Below are 16,050 nucleotides of genomic sequence, written 5' to 3'. Positions count from 1 at the left end.
CCTCGCGTCTCATCCGCCGGCCATCGCCCCGACGACGAGGAACGGCTCCTCGCCCCGCGCCACCCGGTCGGGCAGCGGCGCGTCCGGTGAATCGTTGGAGAGATCCTCCTCGCAGGCGAAGAAGCGGACCAGCGCCCGCCGCTTGCCGGTGCCGCGGTCACGCATGGTCCCGACCAGCATCGGGAAACGCTCCTCCACCGCGTCGAGCACGTGCCGCTGGGTCACCTCACCCGGCACCTCGACCCGAACCTCCCCGGACACGTGCGCGAGGGTGCGCAGGTGCGGCGGGAGGATCACCCGGATCACGGCAGCACCTGCGCTTCCACCGAGCAGATCGGTGGCAGGTCACTGACCAGGGCCTTCCAGGTGTCACCGCTGTCCGCCGACCCGTAGACCTGGCCGGCGCTGGTGCCGAAGTAGATGCCGCAGTCGTCGAGCGTGTCCACCGCCATCGCGTCGCGCAACACGTTGACGTAACAGTGGTCCTGCGGCAGACCCGCGGTCAGCGCCTCCCACCGCTCGCCGCCGCTCCGGCTGCGGTAGACCCGCAGCCTGCCGTCCATGACGTAGTGCAGCGAGTCGCTGGTGATCGGGATGACATAGATCGTCTCCGGCTCGTGGGCGTGCACCGCGATCGGGAAGCCGAAGTCGGTCGGCAGGTCGCCGCTGATCTCCCGCCAGTTGTCACCGGCGTCGTCGGACCGCATCACGTCCCAGTGCTTCTGCATGAACAGCGTGTCCGGGCGGGACGGGTGCTGGGCGATCCGGTGCACGCAGTGGCCCACCTCGGCGTCCGGGTCGGGGATGCCGCCGCTGTTCAGACCGCGGTTGATCGGCTGCCAGGTGACACCCCCGTCGTCGGAACGGAACGCACCGGCGGCCGAGATCGCCACGAAGATCCGGTCCGGGACCACCGGGTCGAGGATGATCGTGTGCAGGCACATGCCGCCGGCGCCGGGCTGCCATTTCGGGGCCGACGTGTGGGTGCGCAGCCCGGTCAGCTCCACCCATTTCTGGCCACCGTCGGTGCTCTTGAACAGGGCCGCGTCCTCGGCCCCGGCGTAGACCACGTCGAGTTCGGTACGCGACGGCTCCAGGTGCCAGATCCGCTTGAACTCCCACGGGCGCGGGGTCCCGTCGTACCACAGATGGTCGCCCACCTCGCCGGCGTAGGTGAAGTCGTGGTCGACCTGCCGCCAGGTCGTCCCACCGTCGTCGGACCGCTGGATCAGCTGGCCGAACCAGCCGCCCGACTGCGACACGTAGATCCGGTCAGGATCCACCGGTGACCCGTTCGCGTGGTAGATCTCCCAACCACCGAAGTGCGGCCCGTCGACCTTCCAGTCCCGCCGGGCCGCGTCCGAGGTCAGGACGAACAGGCCCTTACGAGTGCCGACCAGCAATCGAACACCGCTCATGTGCTGCTCCCTCCGGGTCCGGCCCGGCCGGCCACCGACCGGGCCCGTAGACGCATCATGGTGTGTCCTGCGTCACCTCGGGGCAGTCTAGGACGAATGTTCGATCGGAAGGGGTCAGCCCTGGAGCGCACGGGCCATTTCGGCCTGCTCGGCGAGCACGTCGTTCATCCGGGCCTGTACGGCGTCCATCTTCCCGATCGTCTCGCTCGTGGTGTGGATGCCGTTGGCGACCGTCTCCGCGCTCGACTGGATCCCGGCGATCTGGTCGGCGACCTTCTGGGTGGCCTCGGCGGTCTCCCGGGCCAGCTCCTTGACCTCGCCGGCCACCACGGCGAAGCCCTTGCCGGACTCACCGGCCCGGGCCGCCTCGATGGTGGCGTTGAGGGCCAGCAGATTGGTCTGCTCCGCGATCGACGAAATGATCTTGATGACGTCGCCGATCGCCGCCGACGCCTGCCCGAGCGCGGCCACCTCGGCCGTCATCGCCGACGCCCGGGTCACCGCCTGCTCGGCCACCGTCGTCGCGTCGTCACTGGCACTGCGCAGCCGCTGCACCGTGTCCAGCAGGTCGCGGGCGTTCGCGGCGGCCCGCTCGGTGCCGCGGACCACGTCGAGGCGCTGCGACACCAGCTGCTGGACGTTGCGCAGCGCGGCCGCCCGCGAATCGGACAGGTCGATGTACTCGGTGGTGAAGAAGTCCATGGTGCCGACGACCCGGTCCCCGCTCATGATCGGGAAGCAGACGCCGGACCGCACCCCGGCACGCTGGGCCGCCGGTGCCCGCACGCAGTCGGTGACCTCCGCGAGATCCTTGACGAAGACCAGGTCCCGGGCCCGCCAGGCGCGACCGGACAGCCCGACACCCTCGGCGAACTCGGCGGCCAGGGTCACCCGGCGGAACTCGTCGCCGGCCGACCCCGACTCCAGGTGGAACTTGAGCACGTTCGTGTCGCCGTCGATCTCCCAGAACGAGCCGTACGCCCAGCCGAACGCGGTCCGCACCGCGTCCAGAGCGGCCCGGATCGTGGTCGCGCTGTCCGACGCCGCGCCGACCCGGGTGACCACGGTGGTGACCGCCTCCCGGTCGGTGGCCACCTGGCGCAGCTCGGCGGCGGCGACCGCGGCCGACCAGGCCTGCTCGGCGACCCGGGCGACGGCCGCGAGCTTCTCCTTACGGGCCGGGTCGGCGTAGATCGGGTTCGGCGAGTAGTACTCGAGGACGGCCAGCACCTCGTTGCCCTTGATCACCGGCAGCATCATCGCGGCGACCATGCCCGCCTTGGCCGCGGCCTGCCAGCGACGGCAACCGGTGGCCCGCTCCGGGTCCTCGTCGAAGACCGCGGCCCGGCTCTGCAACGCCTTGGTCACCAGCTCGGGCTCGGTGACACCGGCCAGCTGCGGCTGGAGCGGGCCGCACTCGTGCAGCCGCCGCAGCCGGTTGAGGCCGTCCGGGACCCAGACCGCGCCGTACCCCATCTTGTGGAATCGGACCATGTTCTCCACGGTGATCCGCCAGGCACTGTCCTCGTCCGTCGCGGTGTCGAGGGCCAGGACCAGCTGCTCCAGAGCCTCGACGTCACGCGGGATCGGGCGGGCCGCCTCGGGGGTGACCGCACGTGAACCGAACAACCGCACGCTGTATCTCCTTGGCCGACGCGGAAGAACCGGATACCTGAGATATCGGCCCGCACGCCGGAAGGATGAGCCTCAATCCCAGGGCACCCACGCCGCGTCGGCCAGCGGCGTCTGGCGGGACTCCAGCTCGCGCAGCAGGATCCCCTCCCGCAGCCCCCACGGGCAGATGATCAGCGATTCGACGCCGAGGCGGCGCATCACCTCGTAGGCCACGATGGCACCGGCCAGGATCTGCCGGGCCCGGTGCGGTGACACCCCGGGCAGGCGCGACCGTTTCGGGCTGGGCATCGCGGCCAGCCGTTTGATCCACGGCCGCAGGGCCGTGGCGCGCAACTCCCGCCGCACGAACGGGCCCTGACGCAGCGGCGGGGCGCCGGCCAGCCGGGCCAGCTGCTGGAAGGTCTTCGAGGCGGCCACCGACGTGCGCGGGGCCTCCCAGGAGGTACGGGCCGCGACCTCGGCGAACTGCTCCCGCACGTACTGCCGCAACCGCCGGACCGCCCGAGGTGAGGGCGGGTCGCCGTCGGCCAGGAACTCGCGGGTCAACCGGCCCGCACCCAGGGGCAGCGACATCGCCGACTCCGGCAGCCGGTCACGCCCGAACGCCACCTCCAGGCAGCCGCCGCCGATGTCGACCATCAGCATCGGACCGGCCTGCCAGCCCAGCCAGCGCCGCGCGGCCAGGAACGTCAGACGGGCGTCCTCGATGCCGGTGAGCGTGCCCAGCCGTACCCCCGTGCGCTCCTGAACCGCCGTGAGGACCGCCTCGCGGTTGGGGGCGTCCCGGACCACCGCCGTGGTGTAGGCGAACATCCGGTTCACGCCGGCGCGGCGCGACTCGACGACCGCGTCGGTGACCGCGGAGATCATCCGCTCCAGCGCGTCCGGCCCGATCGTGCCGTCGGCCGGGAGCCGGTGCGCCAGCCGGGGACGCCGCTCCCAGGTGTGCACGGGCAGCGGCAACCCGGAATCGGCCTCGGCGACGACCAGGTTCACCGTGTTCGATCCGACGTCGAGCACCCCGAGCCGCGGGGCGGAGGCACTCACGGCCGGAACCTGTATCCCATGCCGGGCTCGGTGAGCAGATGGCGCGGGCGAGCCGGGTCGGCCTCCAGTTTGCGGCGCAGGCGGGCCATGTACTGGCGGAGGTAGTTCGTCTCGGTCCGGTACTGCGGACCCCACACCTCGTGCAGCAGGTCACGCTGGGTGATCAACTTGCCCGGGTGCCGCAGCAGGTGCTCCAGCAACTGCCACTCGGTCGGGGTGAGCCGGACGTCGCCGGTGATCGTGTGCTCGGCCAGATCGACCTCCAGCTCGCCCAGCCGCACGACCGGGGCCTCCGTCTCCCCGGCCTGCGAGCGGCGGGTCACCGCGCGGATCCGGGCCAGCAACTCGTCCACCCCGAACGGCTTCGTCACGTAGTCGTCGGCGCCGGCGTCCAGCGCCGTCACCTTGTCGGAGCTGCCGGCCCGGCCGGACAGCACGATGATCGGCACCGCGGTCCAGCCGCGCAGGCCGGCGATCACCTCGTCGCCCTCCATGTCGGGCAGGCCCAGGTCCAGCACCACCAGGTCGGGGTGGTGCTCGGCGGCCGCGCGCAGGGCCGTCGCGCCGTCCGGGGCGGTGTCCACCTCGTACCCCCGGGCCCTGAGGTTGATCCGCAGTGCCCGGATGATCTGCGGCTCGTCGTCGACCACCAGGATGCGGGTCATGCCGGGTCCAGTTCGTGATCGTCCGGCCAGTCCGGGATCACCAGCACGCTGCTGAGCGTCTGCGGCCCGTCGGAGACCGCGCGGAGGAAGACCGGACCGTCGTCGGGCGCACGCCAGAACGTCTCGGGTTCCGGGCCGGCCGGCCGGATCGAGTCCACCCAGATCGTCGGGGTGACCGGGTCCGCCGTCCTCTTCACCGGCGGCACCAGCGTGTAGGTCGCCGAGGTGTGGGCCGGCAGCGACAGCGGCCCGGTCCGGATCACCCAGAAGTCGCCGATCGTCACCCCCGAGGCCATGGTGAACGAGGGGACGAGCGCCCGCCCGGACTCGTTCGTCACGTCGATGACGAGTTCGGTCAGCCGCTGGCCGGGGACGACCGTACTGGCCACCCGCATCGTCAACGGCTGGGGCGTCGTGGCGGCGATCGTCACCAGAGCCGCCGCGGGCAGGAACAGCACCACCGTGCCGGCCGTCGCCAGCGTCCGGACCAGGGGACGGGGCCAGGACGGACCGATCCGGAACGCCCCCGCGAAATCGGCCCGCGACGTGGTCGCCAGCGCGACGATCCACAGCGGCATCGTCAGCACCCAGTAGCCGTCCTGCGAACGCGTCGACACCATGAAGATCAGCCAGGGCAGCACCGCGATCGCCGGGCCGAGACGGCGCAGATGGAGGGCGAAGGTGACGAGCAGCGCCACCAGCAACGCCTTCGTGGCATGCCCGTAGAGATCGAGCGCCCCGCTGCCACCGATGACATAGGACGTGATCCCCATCAGGCCCTGACCGTGCGGTACGGCGTGCTGCGTCATCGGCTCGAACACACCGGTCAGCCAGTGCTCCGGCGACCGGAGCAGCAACCGGAGGTTCGCCAGGAAGAACACGCCCAGCGCGGTGCAGCCGTACCGCATCAGCAGCCAGAAGACGCGGACCAGCGGCAGCTCGCCCAGCCGCAGCACCACCAGGCCGACGACCAGGAACATCGCCAGGAACCAGCCGAGCTGATGGATCGCGCAGGCCAGGCCCAGAGCGACCGCGCTGCCGAGACCGGACCAGCCCAGCCGCCCGCCCCTCCCGATCGACGGCCAGCGCCACAGTGCCAGGCACAGGAACGGCAGGGCGATCAGCGACGGGTAGGCGTTGTCGGCGTATCCGGTCAGCGTCCCGAGCCCGAGCACACCCACCGTCGCCAGCGGGCGCAGCGGCCGGGGCGCGGCGAAGAACAGGATCAGCACCGTGGCCAGCAGCGCCAGCCACGCCACCGCCGCGATGCCCACGATCGACGGGAACAGGGTCTGCATGCCCGCGCCCATCTCGACGCCGAGCGCCGGATAGCCGAAGTCGAAGACCCCCCGGCCGTCCATCAGCTGTGTCGGCAGGCTCGGCAGGATGTCGTCCCACGCCGACGTGTACGGGTTGATGCCCTCGGCCAGCGCACGGCTGGCCCGGTCCATCAGCATGCCCTCGTCGACGGTCATCTCCTTGACGCCGCTGATCCCGTTCCACGCGGCGACGCCCTTGATCGCGATCGCGGTGACCAGCACTCCGACGTCCAGGACCGCCAGCGTCCGCTGCCGGGACGCGCAGAGCGCCAGGATCGCCGCCACCAGCATCGTCAGGTACGCCCCGGTCAGCGTCAGGGCGAGCCCCGGGCGGGTGAGGGCGTAGGTGGTCCAGAACACCCGGGTGTTCACCACCAGGCTCATGACCGCCACCAGGGTCAGGGCCCGGTGCGCCCACAGCAGCAGATCAGGCCGGTGCCCACTCCCCTGGTCGTCCGCAACCGGGTTCTCCGCCGGTGCGGGGTCCTCGGCCGGCACGGGCTCCTCGGCCGGTGCGGGCTCCTCGGCCGGCTCGACCCGAGCGGCGGGAGCGGCCGGAGCGGGTGGCTCGGGGTCCTCGGCCGGCTCGACCCGAGCGGCGGGAGCGGCCGGAGCGGGTGGCTCGGGGTCCTCGGCCGGTGCCACCGGCTCGCTGTGCGCGACCGGCCGGTCCGGCTTCCGTTCAGGCGCCGCCGCCTCCGCGAGACGTAGATATTCGCCCTCAACAGCCACCGAGGCATCCTACAAGTACCTCTGGTGACAACCCGTCATCCCGATGTCGACCCCGCCGGGCCACCCGGATCAGGCGCTCTGGAGGTGCAGGCCCAGCCAGAGAGCGGTCACCGCGGCCACCAGGGTGAGCGGGACGGTGGCCGCGCCCAGCTTCAGGAATTCGGCGGTCCGCGGGGCCGCGTCGCGGGCGTGCAGGATGCGGCGCCACAGCAGGGTGGCCAGGGAGCCGGCGTAGGTGAGGTTGGGGCCCACGTTGACGCCGATCAGCACGGCCAGTAACAGCCCGGGCGAGTGGGCCACGGCCGGCAGCAGGACCAGGGTGGCCGGGAGATTGTTGAGGACGTTCGCCAGGATCGCGGCCAGGGTGGCGGCCCCGAGCAGGCCCAGCAGGTCGGGGTGCCGGGGAATCCAGGTGTCGATCCAGTCGCCGAGACCGTTGGCGCGGACCGCCAGCACGACCACCCCCAGAGCCAGGACGAAGGCGCAGAAGGCCGGGTTCGCCTCGGTGACCAGGGCCAACGGCCGGATCTCGCGGCGCCGCAACAGGGGGACGGCCAGGGCGAGGGCTCCGGCGGCGGCCACCCACGCCGGTTCCACGCCGAACGGCTGCAGGGCCGCGAAGCCGGCCAGGGTCACGGCCAGGACCGTCAGGGCGTAGCGCGGGGCGGGGCCGGGGTCGCCGGGGTTCGGGGTGGCGGGGGCGGCCAGGTCCTCGGCGAAGAAGAACTGGAAGATCAGGAACTCGACCAGGATGACGGCCAGCCAGGGCGCGGCCATCAGGGCGGCGAAACCGGCGAACGTCAGGCCGCTCGCGGCGAAGGCCAGCAGGTTCGTCAGATTGGACACCGGCAGCAGCAGGGAGGCCGAGTTGGCCAGGTGGTTGCAGGCGTAGGCGTGCGGGCGGTGCCCGACTCCGGCACGGGCGGCGACCGCGAACACCACCGGCGTGAGAAGGACCACCGTGGCGTCGAGGCTGAGGACGGCGGTGGTCACCGCGGCGGCGCCGAAGACGGCACCGAGGAGACGGCGGGGACGACCTTTCCCGGTACGGGCGACGAGCGCCCCGATCCAGCCGAAGACACCGTGCCGTTCCGCGGTGAACGCGAGCACCAGGATCGCCGCCAGAAAGGCGACGGTGGGTGCCAGTTCCTCCACCTCGTGCCACGCCGCCGACGGGGTGACCAGGCCGAAGCCGACGGCCAGTGCGGCGGCGGGCACCGCGGCCGCGGCCTCGGGGAGTCCCCGGGGCCGGGCCACGGCGAAGGCGAGGACCGCGGCCAGCAGGGCCAGCGCCATGATCATGAGCACGGAAGAAGCCTAGGATCGGTGGGCGGCGGCCGCGAGCCGGGACGGGGCGGGTGTGACGAGGCCCGCCCCGGACAGCGGTCAGACCGTGGCGTCCTCTTCGCTCGGCTGCTCGAGGGGCCGCAGGCGCAGCTTGGTGATGGCCCGCCCGGTGATCTCGACGACCTCGGCGGTGTGCCCGTCGATGCGGACCGTCTCGCCGGGGACGGTCGGGATGTGCCCGAGCCGGGCGAGTGCCAGACCCGCCACCGTGGTGTAGTCGCCGGCGTCGGTCTCCTCGATGTCGACGCCGATGTCGGGCAGGTCGTGGATCGGGAAGGTACCCGGCAGCAACATCGCCCCGTCCTCCTCATGGATCACCGACTGCACGTCCCGGTCGCTCTCGTCGTAGATCTCCCCCACGACCTCCTCGACCAGATCCTCCATCGTCACGATCCCGTCGATCGCCCCACGCTCGTCCACGACCAGCGCGAACTGCTGACGCTGACCCCGCAACTGCCGCATCGCATCCGACACCTTCAACGTCTCCGGCAGGAACAACGGCTCGAACATGTGATCACGCACCAGCCCGCCCGCCGCGATCAGATCCCGCAGATGCACCACACCCAGCACATCGTCCAGACCCATCGCCCCGGTCACCGGCGCCCGCGAATGACCACCCGCCACCAACCGCGCCAACGCATCCGGAGCCGGCAGATCAGCCGGAAGAATCAACACGTCACGACGCGGGATCAGAATCTCCCGCAGAATCCGGTCAGCGATCTCGAACGCACCCGAGATGATCGTGCGCTGCTCCGCCGTGATGTCCTGCTGCGCCGCGACCATGTCACGGATCTCCTCGGTCGAGACCTCCTCCCGACCCGCATCCGGATCACCACCGGCCAGCCGCACCACCAGATCCGTCGACTTGCCCAGCAACCAGATCACCGGCCGCGACAACGTCGCCAGCACATCCAACGGACGCGCCACCAGCATCGCCCAGCCCTCGGCCCGCTGCATCGCGATCCGTTTCGGCGCCAACTCACCCACCACCAGGGTGAAGAAGGTCAACACCATCGTGACGACGATGATCGACACCGGCTCCGCGGCATCACCGAGGAAACTCAACGGACCGATCAAGGGCTGCGCCAGCGACACCGCGGCGGCAGCCGAGGCGAGGAAACCCGCCAGGGTGATTCCGATCTGAATGGTGGCCAGGAACCGGTTCGGATCCCGCGCCAGCCTGGCCAGGGTCCTTCCGGTACGGGACTGCCGCTCGAGACGCTGCAACTGGCTCTCCCGCAGCGAGATGAGCGCCATCTCACTACCGGAGAACGCCGCGTTCAGCAGCACCAGCACCACGACCAGGACAACTTGCCAGCCGTATCCGCCCACGGCGGACATCAACTCCTTCACGAAGAGACGAAGGCACCAGGCTACCGGTACCGGCTGTGAGGATTCCCAGGGAGATCGCGATCTATGCGACCGGACGGCTCGGGATGTCCGGCCGATTCCATGCTGTCCGGTAATTGACGAGAACAGTTCCGGAATCATTCATTGACACCGAAAGTGCCCGGGTGTCGAATCCGGTCCATGCCGTTGAAGCGATACGGGGTTCTGCGCGCGGCCGTCGTCGACCGGCGCATCGAGACCAATGACACACCGCATTACCAGATTCATTTACGGGCTGCCGGCGTCGATTACCGGGCGGCCGTCAACGTGCGTTCCCAGCAGAGCCCGCCGGACCTTCTCCACCTGGGGGTCGACCATTTCGATCATCCGGTCCTGGAGCGGGTCCGCCGCCTCGCGGACGGTTTCACCGAGATCGAGAGCCGGGCCGGCGGCGCGGCCCTCGACTACATCCGCGGCAATCTGTTCGACCGGAAGGCGATGCGGCCGGTGCCGACCGCGGAGCCCGGCCCGGAGAACGACCTCGGCGATTTCCTCGATCATTACGTCCGGCGGGCGCTCGGCGATCCGGAGGCGCGGGCCTACGTGTTCGGCGAGGCGTGGGGGCCGGAGACCAAGCCGGACAAGATCTTCGGCTTCCGGCCCGGCAACGGCGTCCACGACGTGCACATGAACCAGGGCAACAACGGGCGGTTCGCGGGCGACGACGGGGTCTTCCAGGACGGGGCGCTGCTGCTGCACTTCCCGGCGGCCGACGACTGGGTGGCGATCTTCCTGGCCTTCCAGTCGCAGGCGTGGCACACCGACGACATCACCGGGCACCGGCTGCCGGAGTTGCCCGACGCGGGACCGGCACCGCAGCCGTCGCCGTCCGAGCCCGACCACCTGGTGCGGATCGTGGCGGCGCTGGTGAACCCGCCCGGCCCGGCGCCGGAGGTGGAGACGGTCACGCTGCTCAACACGTCGCCGCGGGGGATCGATCTGGCCGGCTGGTCACTGGTGGACCGGGCCGGCGGGCGGATGCCGCTGTCCGGGCAGCTGGCGGCCGGGGCGGCGGACCGGGTGGCGGTCGTGGCCCCGGTGCGACTGGGCAACGGCGGCGGGACGCTCACGCTGCTGGACGAGCGCGGGCTCAAGGTGGACGGTGTGGCATGGACTGCCGACCAGGGGCGCCGTGAGGGCTGGAGCGTCGTCTTCTGACCGGCGTCAGACGGTCTCGGCCTCCAGGATGAAGACCGAACCTCCGGCCGGGTACGGCTCGTGCCGTACCTCGCCGTGGTTGGCCCGGGCCAGGCTGCGCACGATGTAGAGGCCGAGCCCGGTGCCGCGGACCGCGGTGTCGCGTTCGGCGCGGGTGAGCCGGTCGAAGAGGCGCGGGCGGAACTCCTCCGGCACACCGGGACCGCGGTCCTCGACGCGCAGCAGCACCCGGCCGCCGGAGGCAGGCTCGATCCGGATGCCGGTCGCGCCGCCGGCGTACTTGGTGGCGTTGGAGAGCAGGTTGACCAGGACCTGCTGCAGGTGGCCGGGGTTGAAGCGCAGGGTGACGTCCGGGCCGGTGACCGGGACACCGGTGTTGCCGGTGCTCTCCAGGGCCTGCCTGATCCCGGCGTGCAGGGACACCTCGCCGCGGACGGCGCTGAGGTTCCCGGCGTCGATGCTGACCATCGACAGCACCTCACGGACGATCTCGTCGAGCCGCTGCGCCTGCCGGCTGATCACGGTGACCGCCATGGCTGCCTGCGAGTCGGCGTCCACGTCGTCGGTGAGCAGGTCGCTGTAGCCGAGGATGGCCGACAGCGGGTTGCTGATCTCGTGCCCGAGCATCCCGATGATGTCGAGTTTGAGCTGGTTGGCGACTTCGAGGGCGGTGTTGCGCTCGGCGAGGGCGGCGGCCGCGTGGTCGCGGGCCCGTTCGGCGATCCGTCGCTGGGAGATGTCGTTGACGACCACGATGAGGTGCTTCGGGCGGTCCTGGGAGTCCCGTACGAGCGAGACGGTGGCCTCGACGTCGACCCAGTGGCCGCCGGCGTGCCGCAGCCGCGTCTCGTGGGTGTAGGAGGCGGCGTCGCCGGCGAACAGCCCGGCGATCTCGTTGTGCATGTGGGCACGGTCGTCCTGGTCGAGCAGTTCGTCGTCGACGATCCGGCCGACCATGTCCTCGACGCGGCGGCCGAGCATCCGGGCGAACGCCTTGTTGACGGCGATCAGGGATCCGTCCAGGGCTCGGATCACCTGGCCCACCGCCGAGTGCGTGAACTGGGCCCGGAACCGCTGCTCGTTGACGGCGAGGGCCTGCTCGGCGGCACGGACCGCGGTCACGTCGGTGTTGATCTCCAGGACCGCGGCCTCGCCGTCGCCGTGCTGAGGCTGGTAGACGACCTGACGGCTGAGCACGGTGACGACGCGCCCGGTGGCGGTGAGGTGCCGCATCTGGCCCTCCCAGTGGCCGGCCCCGTCCAGCGCGGCCTCCTGGTCTTCCCGGGAGCCGCTCTCGAAGGTCGTGCTGAACAGCCGGTGGGTACGCCGTCCGCGGGCGGCCTCCGCGGTCCAGCCGTAGAGGCTCCCGGCGCCGTTGTTCCACCAGAGGATCGTGCCGTCGAGGCGGCGGACGATCACCGCGGCGGGGATCAGTTCCAGGAGTGCGGCCTGCCGGTGCAGCCGGGCGTCGGCCACGCGCTGGGCGGTGATGTCCTCGACCTGCACCACGACGTACGACGGCACACCGTCCCCGCTGTGCACGACCGCGACCCGGACCGCGACCCAGATGGTGCGGCCGTCCTTGTGCAGGTAGCGACGCTCGCCACGGACCGCGTCCGGCCCGGAGACGATCATCCGCCGCAGTGCCCGGTCGGTGTCCTCCACCTCGTCCGGGTGGTGCAGGTCATGGAACGACATCCGGGACAGTTCGTCGGCGGAGTAGCCGGTGATCGTGGTCATCGCCGGGTTGACCTGCAGATAGCGCCCGAAGGACGCCTCGTCGACGCTGGACAGGGCCACGCCGAGCGGCGAGTTCTCGAAGGTCAGCCGGAAGCGGGTCTCGCTGGCCTCCAGGGCGTTCAGGGCCACGGTGCGCTCGGCGAGCAGGGTGGCGCTGCGGGCGTAGTCGTCGACGTACCGCAGGGTGGAGGCGAGGCTGGCCGCGAGCAGCTCCAGGTGCTGGCCGTCCACGCCGTCGAAGGCGTCCGGCTCGCCGCCGGCGACCTTGACGACGCCGATCAGACGGTCACCGCTGTAGAGCGGGGCGGCGCACATCGACCGGACGCCGGCCCGTTCGCAGGCCGCCCGGTCGACCCGGTCGTCGGTGCGGGTGTCGGCGCACCGGACGACACGCCGGCCGGCGATCGCCTCGCTGCCGAGGGAGCCGGGACGGGCCGCGACGTTGATGAGGCCGGTGTAGCCGGCGAGCGCGCCGACCCCGGCGAAGTCTCCGGCCATCAGCTCGACGGCCGCGCCGACGGCGGCCGGGAACGCGGTCCGCACCTGATCGGCGACGACCCGCAGCGCCTCGTCGCGGTCGTGGGCGGCGGCGGTGACGGCACGCTGCGCCTCGACCGTGGCGAGCAGGACACGGGTGTGCCGGGCGGTCTGCTCCTCGGCGGCCCGCTGCTCGGACATGTCCCGCATGAAGGCATAGAACTGCCGTTCGCCGCCGACCCAGGACGGCCAGATGGTGAACTCGAGCTCGATCCGGTGGCCGTCGCGGTGCACGGCGGGCAGGCTGACCGGCTTGCCGATCACTCTCGGCTCGCCGGAGGCCAGGTAGCGGGCCATCCCCGCGGTGTGCGCCCCGCGCATGTCCTCGGGGATGAGCACGTCGGCGAGCGGACGGCCGATGATCTCGCCCGGCTCCCAGCCGAGCAGCCGGACCGCCGAGTCGTTCCAGGTCCGGACGATGCCGCCGGAGTCGATCGAGACGAACCCGGTCGGGCCGGTGGAGATGACCTGCCGGAGCCGTTCCAGCTCGGCACGCTCGGACACGCTGATCTCGTCGACCTCTGGACTGCGCATCGCGTCGCCACCCCGTTCCGTCTTTGCTGACCGCGGGGCAGATCGGCACGGTGGCGGGCCATCTGAGGCCGAGCACGGCGAGGCTTCGGTCGGGCCGCCCGAGGCCGGGCCGTCCGAGGCCGGGCACGGCGAGGCTTCAGCCGGGCAGGAAGACTCCGTCGAGGACGAGGTCGACCGCGCGGTCGGCGGCGGCCCGGGCGGCGTGCACGTCGTCGGTGGCCTCGGCGACGCCCTGGACCATCGTGAACAGCAGGGACAGGTCCTCGGGGACGAGGTCGGCGCGGACGTGCCCGTGGTCGCGGGCCCGGCTCAGCGGTGTCGCGAAGGCCGCGATGACCCGCTGCCGGTACCGCTCCTGCAGCGTGATGTCGAAGCGCCGCACCAGTTTGACCAGGCCACGCAGCTCGATCTGGGAGTGCAGGGTCTCGCGGAGCAGGTCGCGGAACCCGGCCGGATGTCCGGAGTGGGTCGCCACCCGGGTCTCCAGGATCTCCAGCTGATAGTTGAGCACGGCGGCGGTGAGTGCGTGCCGGTCGGCGAAGTGGCGGTAGAGAGTGGCCTGTCCGATCCCGGCCCGCCGGGCGATCTCCGGCATCAGGGCGACGGTGCCCTCCTGTGCCAGCACCTCGCTCGCGGCCTCGAGGATGGCCGCGCGGTTGCGCTGTGCGTCGCGTCGACGCGCTGTCGGGGTTCCGTAGAGCACCTGCACCCCCTTGGCTACCGACGAGTTACGTTACTAGCCGGTAACGAGAATGTCACCATCTTCAAATTCTCGGAACCGATTTCTACGCTGCCGCCACGTTCGCTCCCCTCCATCGAGGAGTGTTAATGGCGCTTCGCCGCATCACCACACTGATCGCCGCCTTCGCCCTGGCGGTGACCACTTTGACCGCACCCTCACCGGCCCACGCCGCCGTGGGCACGACCGGATTCAAGGCCGTCGAGATCACCGGTGAGGGTGGCGTCGCCCTCAAGGCCAACGTCATCGCACCCTCGGCGAGCGGCCGCCACCCGGCCGTCATCCTCCCCTCCAGCTGGGGTCTCAACGACCTCGAATACCTGGCCCAGGCCAGGATCCTCGCCGGGCGCGGGTACGTCGTCGTGTCGTACACGCCACGCGGCTGGTGGCTGTCCGGCGGCGAGATCGACACCGCCGGCCCGAAGGACATGGCCGACCTGACGAAGGTCGTCGACTGGACGATCGCGAACACGGCCGCCGACCCGGCCCGGATCGGCGCGGCCGGCATCTCCTACGGCGCCGGGATCAGCCTGCTGGGCGCCGCCTTCGACCGCCGGATCCGGGCCGTCGGCGTCCTCAGTGGCTGGACCGACCTGGTCTACTCGCTCTACGCCGACCAGACCCGGCACCGCCAGTCGGCCGGGCTGCTGGAGCTGGCCGCACAGATCGTCGGCAAGCCGAGCGCCGAGCTGACCGACAACATGAACGACTTCAACGCGAATGTGAACGTCGGCGACGTGATGGCCTGGGCGAAGGTACGGTCCGCCGCCACCTACCTCGACCGGATCAACGCGAACAACCCGGCGGTGCTGATCGCCAACGGCTGGGGCGACACGTTCTTCCCGCCGAACCAGCTGGTCGACTTCTACGGCAGGCTGACCACGCCGAAGCGGCTCGAACTGCGCCCCGGCGACCACGCCATCGCCGAGCTGACCGGCGTCCTCGGCCTGCCCAACGAGGTGTGGACGAGCCTCTACTCCTGGCTCGACACCCACCTGGCCACCGGTACGACCGCGGCGAACCCGATCTACCTGAAGCCGCTGAACGCCGCCGCCGAGTCGTACCCGACCTGGTCGGCCCAGGCGAACTCGACCCGCCGGTACGGCCTCGGCAGGATCCGCGCCCTGGACGGCACCGGCCTGCTCGGCGGCGCGGTCAGCTCGGGCTGGACCAAGACGCTGCCGGCCGACAGGGACACCATCGCCAACGGCGGGATCGTGCTGATCTCGAACGGCGCCGCGGCGATCACCGGCCAGCAGCCGTCGGTCTGGCTGCCGTTCGTGGACCGCGGCCGGGCCGGTGTGTGGGCGGCCGAGCGGCCCTCGTCGGACCAGCTGATCCGCGGCAAGGCGAGCGTCCACCTGGAACTCTCCGGCACGGCGTCGACCGGGACCGTGGTGGCCTACCTCTACGACCTGGACCTGGTCGGCAACGCGAAGCTGATCACGCACGCCCCGGTGACCTGGCTCTCCGGCTCGGGCAGCCGCGCCGTCGACGTCACGTTCCCGGCGACCGCCTACGACCTTCCGGCCGGGCACTCGCTGACCCTCGTGGTGGACACCGTCGACCCGCTCTACTACGACGAGAACGAATCAGGGGATTCCATCACCATCGGTGGCGGATCCTACGTGGACATACCCATTCAATGACGTTTCGGAAATGGATCACCGGCATCGCCGGTGATCCATTTCCATTTAGGACTCATTGGCCGGGATGAGAAACAGCCCGGAATCACCGGCGTCACTGCTGTTTTTGGCCGGGGTTCCCGTCCGGCAATGATCGGGCCATAG

The 16,050-nt window shown here is 71.1% G+C and carries 12 protein-coding genes; 2 read left to right on the top strand and 10 right to left on the bottom strand.

The genetic code is table 11. The annotated features are described in order from the left end of the window. Positions 1–9 precede the first annotated feature (9 nt). The 8 genes from ACFO0C_RS06030 to ACFO0C_RS05995 form a co-directional block, all read right to left on the bottom strand. The gene (locus ACFO0C_RS06030) at positions 10–306 is read right to left on the bottom strand and encodes a MoaD/ThiS family protein (protein ID WP_378065500.1); all 297 of its coding nucleotides are present in this window, start codon (positions 304–306) and stop codon (positions 10–12) included. Continuing rightward, positions 303–1,418 carry a WD40/YVTN/BNR-like repeat-containing protein gene (locus ACFO0C_RS06025; protein WP_378065499.1) on the bottom strand — a complete coding sequence of 372 codons (1,116 nt, stop codon included), beginning with the start codon at positions 1,416–1,418 and terminating at the stop codon, positions 303–305. The genes ACFO0C_RS06030 and ACFO0C_RS06025 overlap by 4 nt, the downstream gene beginning before the upstream one ends. Before the next feature lie 114 nt (positions 1,419–1,532). After that, positions 1,533–3,053, bottom strand: a complete 1,521-nt coding sequence (locus tag ACFO0C_RS06020) for a GAF domain-containing protein (protein WP_378065498.1) — start codon at positions 3,051–3,053, stop codon at positions 1,533–1,535. Between the two features lie 72 nt (positions 3,054–3,125). Next, entirely contained in the window at positions 3,126–4,100 is a 975-nt protein-coding gene (locus tag ACFO0C_RS06015; protein ID WP_378065497.1) for a Ppx/GppA phosphatase family protein, read from the bottom strand. Further along, positions 4,097–4,765 (bottom strand): response regulator, encoded by a 669-nt coding sequence (locus ACFO0C_RS06010; protein ID WP_378065496.1) that lies wholly within the window; start codon positions 4,763–4,765, stop codon positions 4,097–4,099. Before ACFO0C_RS06010 ends, ACFO0C_RS06015 begins: the two co-directional genes overlap by 4 nt. After that, positions 4,762–6,816: a hypothetical protein gene (locus tag ACFO0C_RS06005; RefSeq protein ID WP_378065495.1), complete on the bottom strand. Its 2,055-nt coding sequence runs from the start codon at positions 6,814–6,816 to the stop codon at positions 4,762–4,764. The genes ACFO0C_RS06010 and ACFO0C_RS06005 overlap by 4 nt, the downstream gene beginning before the upstream one ends. 69 nt (positions 6,817–6,885) lie before the next feature. Further along, complete coding sequence (locus tag ACFO0C_RS06000) at positions 6,886–8,124, bottom strand: SLC13 family permease (RefSeq protein WP_378065494.1); 1,239 nt, start codon at positions 8,122–8,124, stop codon at positions 6,886–6,888. Positions 8,125–8,202: 78 nt separating this feature from the next. After that, a complete protein-coding gene (locus ACFO0C_RS05995; RefSeq protein ID WP_378065573.1) occupies positions 8,203–9,504 on the bottom strand; it encodes a hemolysin family protein in 1,302 nt (433 codons plus the stop codon). A gap of 189 nt (positions 9,505–9,693) precedes the next feature. Between ACFO0C_RS05995 and ACFO0C_RS05990 the strand changes: the two genes are divergently transcribed. After that, positions 9,694–10,710, top strand: coding sequence for a DUF2278 family protein (locus tag ACFO0C_RS05990; RefSeq protein ID WP_378065493.1), 1,017 nt, complete (start codon positions 9,694–9,696; stop codon positions 10,708–10,710). 6 nt (positions 10,711–10,716) lie between these two features. Here ACFO0C_RS05990 and ACFO0C_RS05985 read toward each other — a convergent pair whose 3' ends face one another. Further along, positions 10,717–13,521: a PAS domain S-box protein gene (locus tag ACFO0C_RS05985; protein ID WP_378065492.1), complete on the bottom strand. Its 2,805-nt coding sequence runs from the start codon at positions 13,519–13,521 to the stop codon at positions 10,717–10,719. Between the two features lie 136 nt (positions 13,522–13,657). Continuing rightward, a complete protein-coding gene (locus ACFO0C_RS05980; protein ID WP_378065491.1) occupies positions 13,658–14,224 on the bottom strand; it encodes a TetR/AcrR family transcriptional regulator in 567 nt (188 codons plus the stop codon). A 125-nt stretch (positions 14,225–14,349) separates the two neighbouring features. Here ACFO0C_RS05980 and ACFO0C_RS05975 point away from each other — a divergent pair, with 125 nt between their 5' ends. After that, positions 14,350–15,909 carry a CocE/NonD family hydrolase gene (locus tag ACFO0C_RS05975; RefSeq protein WP_378065490.1) on the top strand — a complete coding sequence of 520 codons (1,560 nt, stop codon included), beginning with the start codon at positions 14,350–14,352 and terminating at the stop codon, positions 15,907–15,909. The last annotated feature ends 141 nt before the right edge of the window (positions 15,910–16,050 follow it).

This window comes from Actinoplanes subglobosus, assembly GCF_042650585.1.
Classification (GTDB): domain Bacteria; phylum Actinomycetota; class Actinomycetes; order Mycobacteriales; family Micromonosporaceae; genus Actinoplanes; species Actinoplanes subglobosus.
This window is presented reverse-complemented; position numbering and strand designations above follow the sequence as displayed.

Coding starts and splice junctions, on each gene's coding strand:
- ACFO0C_RS06025 (WP_378065499.1), bottom strand. CDS start 1,418: ATGAGCGGTGTTCGATTGCTGGTCGGCACTCGTAAGGGCCTGTTCGTC.
- ACFO0C_RS06010 (WP_378065496.1), bottom strand. CDS start 4,765: ATGACCCGCATCCTGGTGGTCGACGACGAGCCGCAGATCATCCGGGCA.
- ACFO0C_RS05995 (WP_378065573.1), bottom strand. CDS start 9,504: ATGTCCGCCGTGGGCGGATACGGCTGGCAAGTTGTCCTGGTCGTGGTG.
- ACFO0C_RS05990 (WP_378065493.1), top strand. CDS start 9,694: ATGCCGTTGAAGCGATACGGGGTTCTGCGCGCGGCCGTCGTCGACCGG.
- ACFO0C_RS05985 (WP_378065492.1), bottom strand. CDS start 13,521: ATGCGCAGTCCAGAGGTCGACGAGATCAGCGTGTCCGAGCGTGCCGAG.
- ACFO0C_RS05975 (WP_378065490.1), top strand. CDS start 14,350: ATGGCGCTTCGCCGCATCACCACACTGATCGCCGCCTTCGCCCTGGCG.